6 protein-coding genes are annotated in these 20,654 nt (G+C 43.4%); 5 read left to right on the forward strand and 1 reads right to left on the reverse strand.

Annotated features, from left to right (window positions below):
- The first annotated feature begins 68 nt into the window (after nt 1-68).
- The 4 genes from GGQ60_RS12905 to GGQ60_RS12920 all read left to right on the forward strand — a co-directional run bounded on the left by GGQ60_RS12905 (nt 69) and on the right by GGQ60_RS12920 (nt 4,018).
- A complete protein-coding gene (locus GGQ60_RS12905; RefSeq protein WP_260300599.1) occupies nt 69-1,256 on the forward strand; it encodes a cystathionine gamma-synthase in 1,188 nt (395 codons plus the stop codon).
- A 251-nt stretch (nt 1,257-1,507) separates the two neighbouring features.
- The gene (locus GGQ60_RS12910) at nt 1,508-2,359 is read left to right on the forward strand and encodes a TIGR02757 family protein (RefSeq protein ID WP_183764659.1); all 852 of its coding nucleotides are present in this window, start codon (nt 1,508-1,510) and stop codon (nt 2,357-2,359) included.
- A gap of 112 nt (nt 2,360-2,471) precedes the next feature.
- Complete coding sequence (locus GGQ60_RS12915; RefSeq protein WP_183764661.1) at nt 2,472-3,086, forward strand: Crp/Fnr family transcriptional regulator; 615 nt, start codon at nt 2,472-2,474, stop codon at nt 3,084-3,086.
- Between the two features lie 284 nt (nt 3,087-3,370).
- Nucleotides 3,371-4,018 (forward strand): response regulator, encoded by a 648-nt coding sequence (locus GGQ60_RS12920; RefSeq protein WP_183764664.1) that lies wholly within the window; start codon nt 3,371-3,373, stop codon nt 4,016-4,018.
- Nucleotides 4,019-4,046: 28 nt separating this feature from the next.
- Here GGQ60_RS12920 and GGQ60_RS12925 read toward each other — a convergent pair whose 3' ends face one another.
- Nucleotides 4,047-4,232, reverse strand: a complete 186-nt coding sequence (locus GGQ60_RS12925; protein WP_183764667.1) for a hypothetical protein — start codon at nt 4,230-4,232, stop codon at nt 4,047-4,049.
- A 601-nt stretch (nt 4,233-4,833) separates the two neighbouring features.
- Between GGQ60_RS12925 and GGQ60_RS12930 the strand changes: the two genes are divergently transcribed.
- Nucleotides 4,834-20,654: beta strand repeat-containing protein (locus GGQ60_RS12930; RefSeq protein WP_183764670.1), on the forward strand; the 15,821-nt coding region annotated here is incomplete at its 3' end.

Raw genomic sequence — 20,654 nt, forward strand, 5'->3', positions numbered from 1 at the left:
AAGGTTTGAAGTTTTTGAATCTTCTAACAAACGGTTTTCATATATTAATCAGATGTGAGACATGAGATTTGGATCTCGACAAATATCTCCGGTCTCACCTCTCAAATCTCAAAAAAATGAAATTCGCAACTAAAGCTATACATGCTGGCCAAGAGCCTGATCCAACCACTGGTGCTGTAATGACACCGATATATCAAACCTCTACCTATTGGCAAAAATCTCCTGGAGACAATAAGGGGTATGAATATTCGAGGGGGACTAACCCAACGCGTAAAGCCTTGGAAGATTGTTTAGCGGCCTTGGAAAATGCCAAATATGGTTTGGCTTTTTCGAGTGGGATGGGCGCAACCGATGCAGTGTTACGCCTATTGCAACCAGGTGATGAAGTTATTACCGGGAATGACCTGTATGGTGGTTCTTACCGTATCTTTACAAAGATCTATGTTAAATACGGGATCAAATTCCATTTTTTGGATCTTTCCAAACCTGAAAACATCCTGCCGTATATTAATGATAAAACCAGGTTGGTTTGGATAGAAACACCTACTAACCCAACCATGCAGGTTATTGACATTGAGGGGATAGCCAAAATTACCAAAGAGAAAAAACTAATGCTAACGGTTGACAACACTTTTGCTTCGCCTTACCTGCAAAACCCGATTGATTTGGGTGCAGACATTGTGATGCATTCGGTAACCAAGTATATCGGCGGTCATTCTGATGTGGTAATGGGAGCACTAGTAACCAATAACGAGGCTTTATATAAAGACCTTTGGTTTGTATACAATGCCTGCGGCGCAACACCGGGGCCACAAGATGCTTTTTTAGTTCTGAGGGGGATTAAAACGCTTCATTTAAGGATGAAAGCACATTGCGAAAATGGCGAACGTGTTGCCCGTTATTTAAAAACACATCCAAAAGTTGATAAAATTTACTGGCCTGGCTTTGAAGATCATCCTAACCACGATATTGCTAAAAAACAGATGCGTGGCTTCGGAGGTATGATTTCGATCACGTTAAAAGGTGCAGATTTGCAGGAAACCTTCAGGATTTCGTCGAACTTTAAAGTGTTTACCCTGGCCGAATCTTTAGGTGGGGTAGAGTCCCTGATCAATCATCCTGCTACGATGACGCATGGTTCCATTCCGAAAGAGGAACGGGAAAAGGTTGGCGTGACCGATAACTTACTCCGTTTAAGTGTAGGTGTAGAGGATATCGACGATCTTTTAGAAGATCTCGAAAGGGCTTTGGCTTAAGCTGCTTAGAAATAAAAGTGCCGTCATTTCGAGCGAAGTGTAGCGAAGCCGAGAACCACGGAGTGCTCAGCGAAGCTAAGTCTGTCTTGAGGTAGCTCTCTCCGCTCACTGTGTTTCGGTCGGGATGACGCAACTTTTTATTTTTTTATTGAATCCAATAAATGATAACGAATTACCGCATATTACGGAGATCTGCGTTCAGCTCCGGATAACTATCATTTTTACTTCTTTCGTTTTAACCCAACTATCTCATGCAATTCCTGGAGTTAAAGAATTTTCTTGATTATAAAGTAGCGCAATACAATCAGCCTGGTTTTATAGCAAACGATCCGGTTTGTATTCCGCATCTTTTTGAGAAAAAACAGGATATTGAAATTGCAGGTTTTTTTGCTGCGGTACTGGCCTGGGGGCAGCGAAAAACCATTATCAGCAAATGCCGGGAGTTACTTAACCGGATGGACAATGCACCTTACGATTTTGTGCTTAACCATAGCGATGAAGAGTTAAAAGGTTTACTGAATTTTAAGCACCGCACCTTTAACGATACCGACCTGCTTTATTTTATTTCCTTTTTCAAAATGCATTATGGCCGCTTTGATAGTTTAGAGCAAGCTTTTGTGCCCAAACAAGATGTTTTTCTTGATGCCTATCTGGAAATATCAGATGGGGTAAACCAGGTGATTAATGCTTCGGAAGCCTGCCAGGCCGGTGAGTTGCAGGTTTCTATCGAACAATGCCTTAATTACTTCAGGAGATATTTTTTTTCCATGGAAGATTTTCCGCACCGTACCCAAAAACACATCTCTTCGCCACAACAAAAATCGACGTGTAAGCGCTTGAACATGTTTTTAAGGTGGATGGTCAGGGCTGATGACAGGGGCGTTGATTTTGGAATCTGGAACACGCTGAAGCCTAAGGATCTGATTTGCCCTTGTGATGTACATGTAGATAGGGTAGGGCGCTTGCTCGGCCTCATCAACAGGAAGCAAACAGATTGGTTAACCGCAGTAGAACTAACCAATAATTTAAAGGAGTTTGATCCCTCAGATCCTGTGAAATATGACTTTGCTTTGTTTGGTCTGGGCGTGGAGAAGGAGTTTTAGTTTGCTTTTAAATTATATGTAATAAAACTTCTTTTTTAAGACCAATGTTCTTATTATTACATCGTAATTCTCTCATTTAATGAGAAAATTGTCTGTTTAATCAGTAGTTTTTATGATCGCAGTTAACTTATCAGATGATAACAAGTGGAAGCAATACAATAATTTTTCCCCTTTGATCTCCATTTTTAAGAAATTTCATCCGCTTAATAATGAAATAGAAAGGCGGATTAATCAGTATACCTTTCCGGTCAGCTACAGAAAAAATAAATACCTCATTTCACCTGTAGATCGTAATCAATACCTTTTTTTAATTGTTAAAGGGATCGTGAGGGGGTTTACAAAAGACGGGAATAGTGAGGTGACCACATGGATTGCCAAAGAGGATGAAATTGTAGGTACCATACGCAACTTCCTGGCTGAAAGCGATTCGGATGAGTATCTACAGGCATTAGAAGATGTAGATTTAATTGCTATACCACATGTATTATCAGAATACCTGTATGAAAACTTTACTGAAGCCAATATTGTTGGCCGAAAAATGATCGAATTATATTACCGCTCTGCAGAGGAGCGTGCTTATCTCTGCAGGATCTCCTCGGCTGAAAAAAGATATGAGCGGTTCCTGGTTTCTTTTCCCGATCTGATTAACCGCGTTCCTTTGAAACATATCGCCTCATTTTTGGCCATCAGGCTGGAAACACTTAGCCGGATCAGGGCTAAGATTTAATCGTTTTTTGGCAGAATTGCAGGAATTGTAAGGAAAAGAATAACTGACTGTAATTCATCGCTGTACTGTATTTTATGTTTGAAATTTGCGGTTAAGCAGCGCTACGCGTGAAATTAGTGGAGTTTATGCTTTTGCTAAAAAATCTCAGGCTGGCACCTTCAAAACATTTTTAACATTTTTTTTTAATTGTGTATAATAATATTTACATATTTAGACAAAAAATTTACTACTATTACGTACAAAAAAATAACTTTTTACTAACTTGCAGAATATTCTTTAAAATAATGAAAACAAAAAATACCGTAAGTACTTTTACAGTGCTCATCGCCGATGATCATGAAATCATTCGTAGAGGTTTAAAAGGTTTAATATCAGACTTTTGGCCTGGTGTTGAAATCATCCATGCCTCGACATTGGAGCAGGCGCTTGTGGAAGTAGAAAAATCACCGAGCTTAGTCATCATTGATGTAAACTTGCCTGGAGGCAACAACCTTAAGGTAATCGATCAAATTAAATTGGTTCAGCCAAATGCTAAAATCCTGGTATTTTCTTCTTTAAACGAGAATATTTATGCTGTACCTTATTTAAAATCGGGTGCCTCCGGTTACCTGACCAAAAATGCAGAAGAATCAGAAATTGTAACCGCTATTACAACGATTTTAGCAGGCAGCCGGTATTCGAGCAGAAATGTTAAAGAAAATATGTTTAACAGTATTTTGGGTAACGATGCCGATAATCCATTTACCAAATTATCGGGCAGAGAACTGGAGGTAGCAGAGCTTTTAACCAAAGGTATTGGTGTATTAGAAATCTCTAACCAGTTAAAACTTCAAATGGGTACGGTAAGTACATACAAATTGAGGCTTTTCCAGAAACTGAAAATCAAGAGCATTATAGAACTGGCTGAAAAGATGAGTATCTATGAAAGATAAAAAGAGTATTTTACTCTTTTTATCTTTTCTAAGCTTTTTTCTTTCTATCCACAGTACCGGGCCCACTTGCCCCTGATTCGTTAGGTGTGGAGCCTGCCTGACCAAATTTATCCGAAGCACCCTCTCCGTTCTGATCGAAGGAAGCTTTTCCTTTAGAGCTTCCTTTGCTCTTGTGCTTTTCTTCCGTTGTATTTTTACTGTCTTTAGTTTTCATAACATACCTGTTTATTCTTAGTCAACATTTTAAAACAGGCAAAGTTTTAATCATTCTCTTTTGGCCCGTACCATCATGCTACCAGGTGCCCTGGTATAGCGATGAATTTGATGTTGCTTTAAGCACTTTAAACTACCCAACTATTACTCGGGTTTTGGAAGGCATACCACCTTGTTGCTTTTGATTTTTAGTCGACTTTAATCATATACTTAATAAGAAACTAAACCGATATAGCTACAGGTTGTAATTTTTTATTTGATCAAAATCAACACATCAAAAGTATCGCTTGAACGAAAAACCTACCAGAAAGTGCTTAAAAGGGCTATTCTATTTTTCTTATATCATATTTGTGTTTTATTGTATTATTAATTATGCAATTTTTGAGCTTTCTTGTAGAGTTGCTAATACTGAATAATGTTTTGTTTAGTACTTTTGCGGAAATAAATGAATAAAATGAACAGGTGTAATGCGTTATCCGTTAGCTTTTTATTCTAAAAAAACCATTGATTTTAAAATTACGTAAATACGTCTAAACCTATAAACAGCTAATACACATGGTATCATTGCTTAATGATACAAGTACTTCATCATCACCCTGCTTATGAATAAAAATTTACCCTCTCTATCTCATTTTTCGTACATTTTTTTTGGTAAAAAAGTTAACTTAAGGAAGCCAGCTGGTTACTTCATCAAATGTGCATCGCTTGTTATCGCCATTTTACTTTTTTATACCGCTGTTTCAAATGCACAAACCCCTGTATGTGCTACGCCGGGTGCAGATGGCGCCGGAAATTTAAGTACAGCAGCGAATACATTCTATCCGTCTAAATCGGGAAATATAACCTTAAATGCAGGCAGTACCTCCTTAGAATTGGATCCTGTACCTGGCTCATTTACTGTGGGAAGTACCGTGTTTTCTTTTGGTAACACCCAGATAACCAAAGGTAATTTGTTGTTGATTATCCAGATGCAGGGTGCGGATGCCAATACAACGAATACTTCATCATACGGATCGGGTATAGCGGCCAATAATGGCTCGGGTTATACCGGAACCGTAACTGCCGGGCGTTACGAATATGTGGTGGCTCTTAATGATGTAACCACTGCAGGAGGAACATTGCAATTTAAGGCAGCTGGTTCAGGTGGGGGATTGGTAAATAGTTATGTGAATTCGGATGCGACTGCTACAAAGGGACAAAGACGTTTCCAGGTGGTGCGTTTAATGCAATATTCGAACCTGACGATGACTACCGATATTAAAACCATTCCCTGGAATGGTAAAGCCGGTGGTTTAATTGCAATTGATGTTGCCGGAACGCTAACCATGAATGGTCGTGTGATTGATGCGAGTGCAACTGGTTTCCGGGGGGGCTATCTTTTACCCCGTACCATTGCAAATACCCAGCAAAGCTTATACGTTACCACCAATTCGACCTTAGCGAGTACAAAAGGAGAAGGAATTGTGGGTACCCCGCGTTTTATGTGGGATGGATATAACCAGGTTGATAATGGTGTTCAGGGGTATCCGGATGGCGATTATGGTCGCGGTGCACCGGGGAACGCTGGTGGAGGTGGTAACGTGCACAATGCCGGTGGAGGCGGTGGCGGTAATGGCTCTGCAGGTGGATTAGGCGGATGGGGCTGGAATAGCGGAGATGGCGACAATACAGTTACCGGTGGTAGACAGGGCGCTGCAGTTCCGTACGCATTAAACAGATTATTTTTAGGAGGAGGAGGTGGTGCCGGGGATGCCAATAATGCAACAAACGGTGTTAGAGGTGGTGTTGGTGGGGGTATTATCCTCATCACCGCAAATAAAATTGAAGGAACAGGAACTATTTTAGCAAATGGAGGCCGGGGCGAGGCGGGTGGTTTAGGTAGCGCTGCAGATGGCGCAGGTGGTGGCGGTGCCGGGGGAACAATATTTATAAATGTTGCTAATCCAAGCCCTACAGCTACTTTGACCATTCAGGCAAAAGGTGGTAACGGTGGTAATTCTTTTACTACAACGGCGCATGGTCCTGGTGGTGGTGGCGGCGGCGGTGTAATCTATTATAAAATTCCCAATGCTACCATAACAACAAATACTTCAGGTGGTTTAAGCGGAAGAACAAATGATGGTGTTACACAAACTGGGAACGCGAATTCTAATGTTCCTTATGGTGCAACAGATGGTTCGACTCCTGGTGTAGTAAATCAGTTCGCGTTTAATGATTTACCCCCTGAATTGCAGGGCGTAAGCTCTACCTGTTTGCCAAACCTGGTGATCACTAAATCTCGAAGCAACCCGACAGTTTCAGTGCCTGCAGGTTCTACCACGGTTTACACCATTAACATTAACAATACAGGTGGAGGTGCAGAGGGTGTTCGTATAAACGATCAGCTGCCTGCAGGTTTAACCTTCTTATCTGCAACAATTGTTTATTCTACCAGCCCATCAACCGTAGTTACAGTCGCAAATAGCGGAACGGCTACTTCTCCGGTATTGGGAAATTTTAACATTCCTGCCGGAACATCAGCTACTATTCAACTGACGGTTACCATTCCGGCTTCAACGGCTCCAGGCACATACAGTAATCCGGCGCAGGTAACTTATCTCGATCCAACACGTACTGCTGCAAATCCAAGCCGTTTAATTTCTCCCGCATCTTTTGCGATATCAGGCACAAATACCACATATGAAACTGGCGGAACAGTAGGTGGGAGCAACTATAATCCTGCTTTAACAGACGAAGATTTACTGTTAACCAAACCCAACATATCTATCGTAAAAACAGTTAGTCCAACCTGTATTGCTACAGGTAGCAATGCGACCTATACCATTACGGTTAAAAATGAGGGCACTACAAACCTGAATACTTTTTCGGTAACAGATGTAATTCCGACAGGAATGACTTTTGTAAGTTCAACCGGAACAACTGCCCCATGGACTCGTTCGAATGTTGGTACCACTTATACCTTTACCTATAATTCAGGTACTGGTCTTGCTGCCGGGCAAACTGCCTCTTTTACGATTACTGCAACAGCGACGACAGTTCAATCCTCTGGTAATTGGTCTAATACAGCAACAGTAAGTGGAGGAAGCAACTCAACTGTTTTATTATATGCCAATCCAACTACAGCCAGTTCATCAATTACTTCTGGTGGTACGGCCTGTAACGATGGTACGTTTTTTATTACGGGTAATACCCCAACTGTAGGTACGGGACAATGGAGCCTTATTTCCAATCCTGGTAATTTTGCTACGCTTAACAACCCTAATCAAGTGAATGCAACTGTTGTAGGGGTAAGAAATGGCTCTCCTGTAACGGCCCGGTGGACGATAACCAATGGTACTTGTACCAGTACTTCTGATTTAGTTTTAACTAACAACAGTGTGTTACCTACCGGTACTTTGAGCATAGTTGGTAACGCCAGTGGTACTGTTTGTTCTCCTTCACCAACACCTAATCTTCAGGTTGCGCTAACCGGAACACCGAACTGGAGTATCAGCTACAGAAACCCTGCAGGTTTATTGGTGAATGTAACCGGAATTACATCAAGTCCATATATCATATCTTCGACAACGGCGGGAACCTATAGCCTGGTTTCTGTAACCGATAATACGGGATGTAGCGGCACAGTTAGTGGTACTGTAGTCCTTAGCCAGAGCCCGGCAACTGTGGCTGGTACGGTAAATGGCTCGCAAAGCATTTGCTATAATACTGCACCAACAGCATTATCTATAAGCGGTCAGACCGGCAATGTTGTTTTTTGGCAATCCTCTCCAAATAACAGTACCTGGACGGATATCGCAGGAACAGAAAATTTAACTTCCATCACTCCAGGAGTTTTAACTGCTACCACTTACTACAGGGTTAGGGTTAAAAGTGGTGCCTGTGCCGAAGCCATAACACCAGCTGTTACAGTTACGGTAAATGCATTGCCAACCGGATCGGCAACACCTGCCAGTCAGAATATTTGCAGCGGTTCAGCTATAACTGCCGTTAATTTTAGTGGAGCAACAAGTTATAACTGGGTAAGGGATAATACTACCAATGTAACAGGAATTCCAAGCAGTGGTTCGGGTACAAGTGTTACCGGAACTTTGACCAATACAACCGGTTCGGCACAAGTGGTAACCTTTACGGTGACGCCTATTGCCAATGGCTGTTCGGGCAATACATTTACTTTTACGGTGACCGTTCAGGGTGTTTTAACTGCCGGATCTATCGGCAGCAATCAGACAATTTGTACCAATACGCAACCTGCTGCTTTAACTTCAGTAAGTAATGGAACAGGATCGGGCACTATTAGTTATGTTTGGGAGAATTCAACCAATGGAACAACGTGGAACGTTATTTCAGGTGCAAATGGGGCAACTTTTCAGCCTCCTGTTTTAACCACTACCACTTTATACAGAAGAACAACAGTTTCTACCGCTGGAACCACATGTTTATCTGTGCCATCATCTCCGGTAACTGTAACAGTGAGCCAATTACCAACAACTGCCGATGCCGGGGCAGATCAAACGCAATATAACTCAGGAATATTTACTTTACAGGGAAATGCGCCAACCTCGGGTACCGGTGTTTGGACAGTTGTTAACGGATCGGCCACCATTAATGCGCCAACAAACCGCAATACTACGGTAACGATTGCAAAAAATACCGCTGCTACTTTACGTTGGACCATCACAAGTTCTCCTTGTGCAGCTTCTGCCGATGATGTCGTAATTACCTATACCGAAAGTACCGATTTACAGATTGCTAAAACTGTAAATAAAACAAATCCAACAGTTGGAGAAAATGTAACCTTTACCATTACCGCAACCAATAACGGACCAAGTAATGCAACAGGTGTGCAGGTAAACGACCTGTTAAAAGCAGGCTATACCTTTGTAAGTGCCACTCCGGGAACAGGAACCTATAGTGCAGCTACAGGTGTTTGGACCATTGGGGCACTAAATAGTGGCTCTTCACAAACATTAAGTATTGTGGCTACGGTTAATGCTAATGCTACGGCGGCTAACTATGCTAATGATGCGAATATTACCGGTGCAGAAACAGACCCTACGCCTGCTAATAATTCGACTTCTATTACCAATATCGTTCCGGTTCCGTCAATTGATTTATCATTAACTAAAACGGCGTCGCCAAAACCAGCTATTGCAGGCAATGCTTTAACCTATACCATCACATTAACGAATAACGGTCCAAGCACCTTAAAGTCAACAGATGTTGTAAAGATTACCGATAATCTTCCAGCCGGCTTTACTGCAAATACTTTTACCGCATCAACAGGTACTTTTACCAGTGCAAATGGCAATTGGACAGGTTTAACTCTAGCAACCGGACAATCGGCAACTTTAACTATTGCAGGTACGCTTGCAGCAACTGCATCGGGTACCATCAGTAACACGGCAAGCGTGGCCGCACCAACGGGTACGGTTGATCCGAATTTGACCAACAATAGCCAAACAGATAATACAACCATTAACAGGCAGGTTGATTTAGCGCTCACAAAAACCGCATCGCCAAAACCAGTTGTAGCTGGCGGGGTATTAACCTATACCATAACTTTAACCAATAACGGAAGCAGTGCGCTACTCTCAACTGATGTGGTAAACGTGGTCGATAACCTTCCGGCAGGATTTACTGCAACAACTTTTACTGCCGCTGCAGGTACCTATAACCAAACTAACGGGAATTGGACAGGCTTAACCTTAAGCAACGGTCAATCTACTACATTAACCATTGCCGGAACCGTTGCGGCCAATGCAAGTGGAACCTTAAATAACTCAGTAACAGTTACTGCACCGGCAGGAACAACAGATACTAACACTGGTAATAACACAGCAACAGATGCAACCACAATAAACCGTTCGATAGATTTTGCCATCGCAAAAACCTCAACGCCAAATCCGGTAATTGCAGGCGAAGCGTTAACTTATACCATTACGCTTACTAATAATGGCACGAGCCAGCTATTAACCTCCGATATTGTTAAAGTTGTAGATGTTTTACCTGCTGGTTTTACCGCAACCGGTTATAATACTTCATCGGGTAGCTATACCAGCACAAATGGAAACTGGACCGGCTTAACTTTAAGCAACGGACAATCGGCAACCTTGACGATAACGGGAACAGTAGCTGCCGCTGCAACAGGAAGTTTAAGTAATACGGTAAATTTAACTCCTCCAGCGGGTATCACCGATCCGAATACGGCAAATAATACAGCTACCAATAATACTACTATAAATGCCAAGCCAGTATTGGCCATTACCAAAACAGGCTCTTCCGGTTTAACAGCGGGTTCGGCAGTAACTTATACCTTAAGGATTGTAAATAACGGGAGTAGTAATGCCGTAAATGCTGATATTACCGACGCGGTGCCTGCAGCCATACAAGGTGTAACCTGGACCAGTACTGCCGAAGGTACGGCTACTGTTACCACGGGTGGATCGGGTAGTGGGAATAATGTCAATTTGAAAGTTAATATCCCGGCAGGAAGTGCAAATGCCATAAATGTGACCATTCAGGGAACGGTAAATCCGGGTGCAACAGGAAGCATCACCAATACGGCAACGGTGACTCCTGCAGAACCACAGGGAACGGGAAGTACTTCAAGTGTAAATTCAAATATTACCAGTACATCTGGTGTTACCCTTTCAAAAACTGCCGCATCATCAGAAACTGCAGGGAATACACTTAGTTATCAGATTCAGATTGCTAACAATGGTCCAAGTAATGCAACAGGCGTACAGTTGGCAGATGTTGTGCCAGCTTCTTTAACAAATGTAAGCTATACCAGCCAGGTATTGGGCGCGGCTACTGTAACAGCGGGTGCAACCGGCAGCGGGAATAATATCAGTCTTACCGGCAATGTTCCGGCAGGGGCATCCAATAAAATCATTATCAATGTTACAGGCACCATTAAACCTGATTTTGAAGGTAACATTACCAATACTGCTACAGCCACACCGCAGGAAAGCGGAAGCACACCTGTAAATGCGCAGGCCATCACTTCGGTTAGCAGAAAACCGGTATTTACCATTACCAAGAGTGGACCAAGTACTGCAATTGCCGGAAACAATATTGTGTATTTGATAACCATAAAAAATACAGGGCCATCAAATAGTTTAAATACCGTAATTACTGATGCCATACCGTCATCGATAACCAATACCACTTGGACAAGTGCCGTAACGGCGGGAACGGCAACTATATCTGCCGGGGCAACAGGTACGGGTAATAACCTGAGCTTAACCGGAAGTTTCCAGGCGAACAGTACGGTTCAGATTACTGTTTCCGGAAAAATAGCGAGCAATGCATCAGGTAGTATTACCAATACTGCAACGGTTACGCCAGCAGAAAGCGGTGTACCGCCAACTACTTCGAGCCCGGTTAATACTTCTGTAACCACTCAATCGGGTTTAACTGTACTAAAAAGTGCACCTTCTACGCTTATCTCCGGAGCGAATATCAGCTACACGATAGAAATTGGAAATAACGGGCCAAGTGATGCCATTAATGCAACCTTAAATGATGCCATTTCTGCCCAGGTTTTAAATCCTACCTGGACATCAACTGTTCAGGGAGCGGCAGTCATTAATGCCGGTGCAACAGGCAGTGGCAACAACCTGCAAACAGGGGTAACCATTCCGGCAGGTGCAGCAAATAAAGTAATTATTACGGTTACCGGAAAGGTAAATCCGGCATTTGGTGGTACGTTAAGCAATACAGCAACAGTAACTGCAACAGAAACCGGAAGCCCTTCTCCATCATCAACAACGAATACAACGGTTAATCGAACACCAACGGTAGCGATTACTAAAAATGGTCCTACGGCATTAACAGCAGGAGAGAATATTACATACACCCTTGATGTATTTAATACCAGCACAGCTGATGCTCAAAATTTAAGCATAGCTGATGCCGTATCTAACCAGGTTACTAATGTAACGTGGACGGCTACCGCCACAGGTAATGCGCAGGTATTGACAGGGGCAAGCGGAACCGGAAATACCGTGGCCATTACCGGCAATCTACCTGCCGGAAGTGCCAACCATATTACCGTGACCATTACCGGTAAGGTAAGTGCGGCATTAAACGGTAGTTTAGCTAACACCGCCACCGCTACGCCATCAGAAAGTGGAACAACACCTGCAACATCAACCATAACCACCAATGTGAGCAAAATTCCGGTTTTAGCTATACAGAAAACCGGACCATCATCTATCAACGCAGGAGAACAGATCAGCTATACCATTACGGTTACCAACCAAGGTACAGCCAACGCAAATGCATCAGTAATTACCGATGCTATTCCGTCAAGTATTTTAAACCCATCATGGACGACTTCAGTTTCAGGAACGGCTGTTGTGACGGCAGGTGCCACAGGAAGTACAAATGCAGTTAACGTAACCGGCGATATCCCAGCAGGCGCAGCAAATAAAATTGTCGTTACCGTAACGGGAACTGTAGATGCAGGTACTGCGGCAACAAGTATTGCCAATAGTGCCACGGTTACACCTGCAGAAAGTGGCGCTACGCCTAAAACATCCAATACGGTAACCACTTCGGTAGGTAAATTGCCATCAATCAGTTTAACCAAAACCGGACCGGCAACAGCTAAGGCTGGCGAAACAGTTACTTATATCATTGAAGCCGTTAATAACGGGCCTTCCAATGCCAGCAATTTAAGTATTACCGATGCTATACCGACACAATTAACCGGTGTAACCTGGACAGCGGTGGCAGCGGGAACATCTACCGTGAGTGCAGCGTCGGGTACCGGAAATGTTAGTTTAACCAGCAACTTAAAGGTAGGTACTGCAAATAAAGTAACGATAACAGCAACAGGAACGATTTCTGCTGCTCAAAGTAATGTAACCATTACCAATCAGGCTGTGGCCACACCAACTGAGGCAGGTATAGCTCCGGTTAATTCAAATGCAGTAAACACCACTATTTCGAATAAAAGTGCCATTACCATTGTTAAATCCGGACCATCTTCAGTTAATGCTGGCGAAAACATAACCTATACTTTAAATATCAAAAATGCAGGTCCAAGTAATGCAGTTGCTGCCGTAATTGCAGATAATATCCCAAGTGGTATTTCCAATGTAAGCTGGTCGGCCACTACTGCGGGCACGGCAAGTATAAGTTTGGGTGCAACAGGAACTGGAAACAATTTAAGCATTACAGGGAATATACCGGCCGGATCAGCAAATTCCATTAATGTAACCATTACGGGTAAGGTAAATGCATCTTTTGCAGGGAATTCCTTGTTAAATTCAGCTACTGTAACACCATCAGAAGCAGGTAACCCGGTAGTAACTTCGAATAGCGTTACTTCTGCAGTTACAAAACAAGCTGATTTAAGAATAGAAAAAACCGGACCAACAGCCGCAGTTGCAGGAGAGCAGGTAAGTTATACCATAACGGTAACCAATGCGGGACCTGGTGATGTTACTGCCGCAAGAATTGTGGATAATTTTGATGCAAACCTTTTAACACCTACCTGGACAGTGGCTACACAAGGTGCGGCAACAGCTAGTGTGGGCAGTGGTTCAGGAAATATCGATATTACAGGTAACCTCGCTGCGAATACGGCTGATAAAATTATCATTACAGTTACTGGCAGGATTTCACCAACATTAACCACCAGTATTTCAAATACTGCAACGGCAACTCCGCCGACAGGTGTAACCGATTTAACACCTGCAACCAGTACTGTCACCACTTCTACTACTAGAAGAGCAAATGTGCGTATCACAAAATCTGGTCCGGCAAACGTGGGGGCAGGTGAAGTAATTTCATATACCCTACGCATTGTAAACGACGGGCCAAGTACCGCTATAACCGATATACTTGATAATATACCAACCGAAATTGTAAGTGGTATAAGTTGGAATGTGGTTAGTTCCGGAGGGGCAACAACAAATATTTCCGGGAATCAGAGTACAAGAAATGTAAGCTTTAATGCAACAATTCCACCAACAACCGGACTTGTTCTGGTTAACATCAGTGGAACGGTTTCGCCCGCCTTAACACAGGGTAATACTATTACCAATACGGCAACGGCAACATTAGCTTCGGGCATTACAGATCCTGATCCTTCTGATAACACTTCAACAAAGGTAACCACTGTAGATAACGATCCTGTATTTAGGGTTTCAAAATCGGGCCCGGCCAATGCAAACATAGGCGACCCGATAACCTATACGATTGTAGTTAACAATACGGGTGCCGGAAATATTACCAACGCGTTTATTGTTGATAATGTACCTCCAGATGTTCAGGTAAATAGCTGGACCGCAGTAGCTACTGCAGGTGCAACAGTTACAGGTACGACTTCAGGATCAACAAACTCGATATTAACCAAGGGAAATATTAACGCTGGAACAGGTACGATTACCGTTACTGTTAATGGTATCATCAAACAAACCGCCAGGGCAGTATTTACCAATACAGTTGAAGTAACTGTTAGTGATATTAAGCAAAGTTCTGTTACCACGAGCATTAACAGATCGACTGATATTGCGATCAGTAAAACGGGTCCGCAGACCATATCAGCAGGAGAAAACATCAGCTATGCTATTAAAGTTGTTAATAATGGTCCGGTTGATGCTAGCGGATTAACGATTTCGGATGTTGTGCCGGCAGGTATTACCAATGTAAGCTGGTCGGCAACTGCCAGCGGAACTGCTACTATAAACGGACCAACAACAGGCAACGGCAATAATATTTCTGTAGGTGCAGATATAAACGCGGGAAGTACAAATTTCATTACCATTTTAGTGAGCGGGAAAGTGCCATCCAACACTGCTGCATCAACACTAACTAATACCGCAACAGTAACTTTACAACCAGGAATAACAGATTTTAATACCACAAACAATTCATCAACGGTGAATACAACCGTTGTGAGTTCACCAAGTTTGGTCGTACAGAAAAGCGGACCAAGCACTGCAGCATCTGGTACTCAAATAAATTATACCATTACCATAAGCAACAATGGACCAAGTGATGCAACGGCCGTAAATATTGCAGATGTAATTCCTACAGATATTACGAATGTAAGCTGGACGGCTTTAGCAAATGGTGCAGCTTCAATTACTTCAGGCGCAAGCGGTAGCGGAAACAATGTAGCAGTAGTTGGAAATATTCCTTTTGCTTCGGGCAATACCATTACCATTAATGTTGTTGGAACTATAAATCCTGCTTTTGCCGGAAATATATCGAATACTGCATCGGCAAAAATTGGCACTGGTGGAACGCCGGTAAATTCGCCTACTGTTACAACCGTTGTGGCTAAACAAACCAATTTAAGCGTAATTAAATCAGGTCCTGCAACTTTAAGTGCTGGTTTACCGATAAGCTACACCATCGAAGTAACCAATGCTGGCCCAAGTAATGCCAGTGGTACAGTAATTACCGATGCAATTCCTGCAGCCATACAAAATGTAACCTGGAGTACCACCGTTAGCAATGGTGCAACTGTAAGCGCGGGGGCTACCGGAACCGGAAATGCATTATCTGTAACCGGAAATATTTTAGCAGGTGGTAATTCAAAAATATTGATTACCGTAAATGGTGTTGTCGCTTCTAATGCAACTGCAAACCTAGTAAACAGTGCTACAGCCACGCCTGCAGAACCTGGCAACCCACCTGTGGTTTCTACACCGGTAACAACAGTGCTGCAGAAAACACCAGGTTTAGCATTTTCTAAATCGGCACCTGGCACAGCATCCAGCGGACAGCAGATTACCTACACTTTAAAATTAACCAATACAGGACCATCAGATGCTGTAAACACTACCATTGCTGATGTGGTTCCTTCTGATATCAGTAATGTACAATGGACAGCAACGGCCAGCAATGGAGCTGTAATTAATGGATCGGCTTCGGGTACCACCAATAATGTTTCTGCTGTGGTGAATGTTCCGGTAAATGGTGTAATTAACATCGTTATAACCGGTACCATTAACCCAACTTATGTTGGCACTATCGTAAATAATGCATCAGCAACTCCTTCAGAACCGGGTGTTGCTGCAAAAACAGCCAGTGCTACAACTGCTGTTTCGGCTATGGTTAGTCCGGTAATCACCAAAAGCGGGCCAACAACAGCTTTAGCAGGTGAGGAAATTAATTACCAGATCCGCGTTCGGAATAATGGGCCAAGTACAGCGTTGAATGCCGTAATTACAGATGCCATTTCGAATAACTTAACCAATGTTCAATGGACCGCCACGGCTTCGGGTAATGCGATCATTAACTCTGGTAATTCAGGAAATACCAATTCGATCAGTGTAAATGCTAACCTCCCTGCTGGCACAAATGATGCAATCATCATCAATATTAAAGGAACAATAAGCAGTTCGTTCTCGGGTACAATTTCGAACTCCGCTACAATTACTCCATCAGAAGCAGGAAGTACACCGGTTACTTCTGCAGCGGTGGTGACTACAGTGAGCAGGAAACCGATATTAAAAATTAGTAAAGTAGGTCCGGCTACCTTAACAGCAGGCAATACCATTAATTATCTGATTAATGTGAGCAACGATGGAACAGGTAATGCTGTGAACTTAAGTGTGGCAGATATTGTGCCTGCTGCAATTACAAATGTTGCCATTACAGCAAGCAGTACCGGAAGCGCGACTATTACCAGCAGCAGTGTTACAGGAAACAATATTTCGGTAACGGGAGATATCAGTGCTGGAAATGGCAATGGCTTTACCATTTTGGTGAGCGGAAAAGTTCCGGCTGGTTATAGTGGTACGTTAACGAATACGGCAACGGCCACACCTTCGGAGGCTGGCGCTGCGGCTTCATCTGCCACTGCCAGTACTGTGGTAAGCAGGGTACCGGTGCTTGAAATTATTAAAACCGGACCGGCCACCGCCAATGCAGGTGCCGCAATCGAATATATTGTTACAGTAAGGAATACCAGCACCAGCGATGCCCTTGCATCGGTAATTACCGATGCCGTGCCATCAGGAATCCAAAATGTAAGCTGGACAACAAGTGTAACCGGAACCGCAACAGTTACTTCCGGAAGTACGGGAACGGGTAATTCGGTTTCATTAACGGCAAATATTCCGGCCGGATCAACCAATGCGGTAAGTATTTCTATAAAAGGACTTATCCCTTCGGGTGCGACTGGAAGTTTGTCCAATACGGCGGTAGCAACTCCTGCTGAAGCGGGAACAAACGCTGCTACATCGGCAACAGTTACAACGAGCATCCAATCCAGTACCGACCTGTATGTAACCAATACGGTTGCCAATGCCTTCTTAAAAGTTGGCCAAAATGCAGTATTTACGGTAACGGCGGGTAATAATGGTCCGAGTGATGCAACAGGAGTAAGTGTTGCTGATTTATTGCCTGCAGGATATCAGTTCGTATCTGCTTCGGCCACTCAAGGAACTTACAATCCATCTACAGGAGTATGGACGGTTGGTAACTTAAACAGTGGTGCAAGTAGTGTATTAACCATTACTGCAACAATAAAAGTAGGTACTGATTATAATACGACCGCTACTGTTTCCGGAGCGCAAAATGATCCTGTTACCAGTAACAATAAAGCATCTGCCGGAATAACTGCTGTAAATAGCGATCCGGTTTTAACTGCCGATACCAAATCGACCAATGAAGATGTAACATTAACTGTTAATGCTGCAAATGGGGTATTGAGCAATGATAGTGATATCGATAATAATGCCTTAACCATAACGAAATACAGTATTGCTGGGGTGGATTATGCTCCGGGTTCTTCTAACCTGATTAATGGCGTTGGAACCATTACACTTAATGCCGATGGCAGTTACGTTTTTGTGCCTGTGGCCAATTATAATGGCACCGCTCCGGCCATTACTTATACTGTAAGTGATGGTAATGGAGGTACGGCAAGCAGTACACTAAGCATAACCGTTAATCCGGTAAATGATGCACCTTCTTTTGTAAAAGGCGCGGATCAACTTGTAAATGCAAATGCCGGTGCGCAAACCGTAAATAATTGGGCTACAGCTATTTTAGCTGGCCCGCCTGATGAGGTTGCGAGCCAGACCGTTAATTTTACAGTGAGCAATAACAGTAATACGTCATTTACGGTACAACCTGCTATAGATGCCTCCGGAAACTTAACTTACACCCCTTCAGGGAATTTTGCAGGCAAGGTTACCGTAACTGTAGTGTTAAATGATAACGGAGGCACGGCAAATGGTGGTGTAAACCAAAGTGCAGCACAAACTTTTATCATTTCTATTAAACCTGTAGGCGTAACCGATAACATCAATACTTTGGTGAATACCCCGGTAACGACCGATGTTAAAGCTAATGATGGAGTAACAGCTACCAATACAACTGTTTTAGCAGGTAATGGTGCACATGGTACCACCACGGTTGATGCCAGTGGAAAAGTTACCTATACTCCAAATGCAGGTTATACCGGAACAGATAGTTATACCTATACCTTAACAACAGCCGATGGAGTAGTAAGCGATCCGATTACCGTTAACGTGAATATCTATCCAACTGTTGTATTGTCGGGTCCAACATCAGTTAATGAAAATGCAGGTACGGTTAACTATACCGTTACCCTTACAGGAACGGCCGGAACAACGCTTGCATCGCCGGTAACCGTGGTGACCGGAATAACACCAAATACGGCAAATGCTGCAGACTATAATTTTAACAGCTCAACCATTACTTTCCCGGCAGGATCGGTTGTTGGAACAGCCAGTGGTACCATCACATTCCCTGTGGTTATAGTTGATGATGCTATTCTTGAAAATACGGAAGACTATACCGTTTCTATCGGTTCGATTACAGGCCCGGCATCTTTAGGTAATGCCACTGTAACCACTTCTATAGTGGATAATGATAATGCTTCTGTTTCTATCAATAATATTTCGGTTGCAGAAAATGTAACCGGTGGTTTAGCTACCTTCACCGTAACCTTAACCGGATCAGTGCAGAATAGCTTTACCGTTAATTTTGCTACTGCCAATGGTACAGCTGTTCAACCGGACGATTATACCGCAACCAGTGGAACGCTTACCTTCCCAGCTGGATCGGTAAATGGCGCTACACAAACTTTTACTGTTCCGATAATAGATGATAGTATTGCGGAAGCCAGCGAAACTTTTACAGCTACACTTTCGGGAATAACAGGACTGGTAAGCATTGCTACAGCAACAGGAACAGCTACCATCACCGATAACGATACCTCGGTAGCTACGATTACCGCAGGCACTTCAGGCAGTGAAAACGGTCCGGTGAACGGAACCTTTACGGTAACGCTGAGCAATCCTTCATCACAACCTACTACCATTAGCTATACTTTGGGTGGAACGGCCACTGAGGGCAGCGATTACTCGGCCATCGTAACCAAGACCATTACCATCCCGGCGGGTCAGACTACGGGAACAATTACCATCCCGGTATTGACGGATAACATTGTTGAAGGCACTGAAACGGTTGTGGCTACTTTAACTGTATCGGGTAACCCGACAGTAACGGTAAGCAATACCCCTGCAACGATCAACATTACGGACAATACCACAGCAACGGTGACCGTTGCTGCCACTAAAGATGGTGCAGAACCAGGCACAGCCGGTGAGTTCACCTTTACCTTAAGTAATGTATCGACTACTGATACGCAGATCACCTATTCGGTAACCGGCACAGCTACCAGCGGATCGGATTATACCTCGATCGGTACTACGGTAACCATCCCTGCAGGGCAGAGCAGTGTAAGGGTAAGTGTACCGGTACTGGATGATAACATTGCTGAAGGAACAGAAACAGTGATCTTAACGATGGCTGCTGCAACCAGCAACCCATCGATTACGGCAAGTACAGTACCGGCTACGGTGAACATCACCGATAACGATACCTCGGTAGCTACGATTACTGCGGGTACTTCAGGCAGTGAAAACGGTCCGGTGAACGGAACCTTTACGGTCACTTTAAGTAATCCATCATCACAACCTACCACCATTACCTATACTTTGGGTGGAACGGCAACAGAGGGTAGTGATTACTCAACGATCGTAACCAAGACCATTACCATCCCGGCGGGTCAGACTACCGGAACAATTACTATCCCGGTATTGACTGACAACATCGTTGAAGGCACTGAAACGGTTGTGGCGACCCTTGTTTCTTCTAACAGTCCATTGGTAAGCATTACAACAGTACCTGCCGATAAAACTGCAACGATCAACATTACCGATAATACCACTGCCACGGTAACTGTTGCAGCCACTAAAGACGGTGCAGAACCAGGCACAGCCGGTGAGTTTACCTTTACCTTAAGTAATGCATCGACTACTGATACGCAGATTACCTACAATGTTGGTGGCACAGCTACCAGCGGATCGGATTATACTTCGATCGGTACTACGGTAACCATCCCGGCAGGGCAGACTTCTGT

The organism is Pedobacter zeae, from assembly GCF_014196715.1.
GTDB lineage: Bacteria > Bacteroidota > Bacteroidia > Sphingobacteriales > Sphingobacteriaceae > Pedobacter > Pedobacter zeae.

Coding starts and splice junctions, on each gene's coding strand:
- GGQ60_RS12920 (WP_183764664.1), top strand. CDS start 3,371: ATGAAAACAAAAAATACCGTAAGTACTTTTACAGTGCTCATCGCCGAT.
- GGQ60_RS12915 (WP_183764661.1), top strand. CDS start 2,472: ATGATCGCAGTTAACTTATCAGATGATAACAAGTGGAAGCAATACAAT.
- GGQ60_RS12925 (WP_183764667.1), bottom strand. CDS start 4,232: ATGAAAACTAAAGACAGTAAAAATACAACGGAAGAAAAGCACAAGAGC.
- GGQ60_RS12910 (WP_183764659.1), top strand. CDS start 1,508: ATGCAATTCCTGGAGTTAAAGAATTTTCTTGATTATAAAGTAGCGCAA.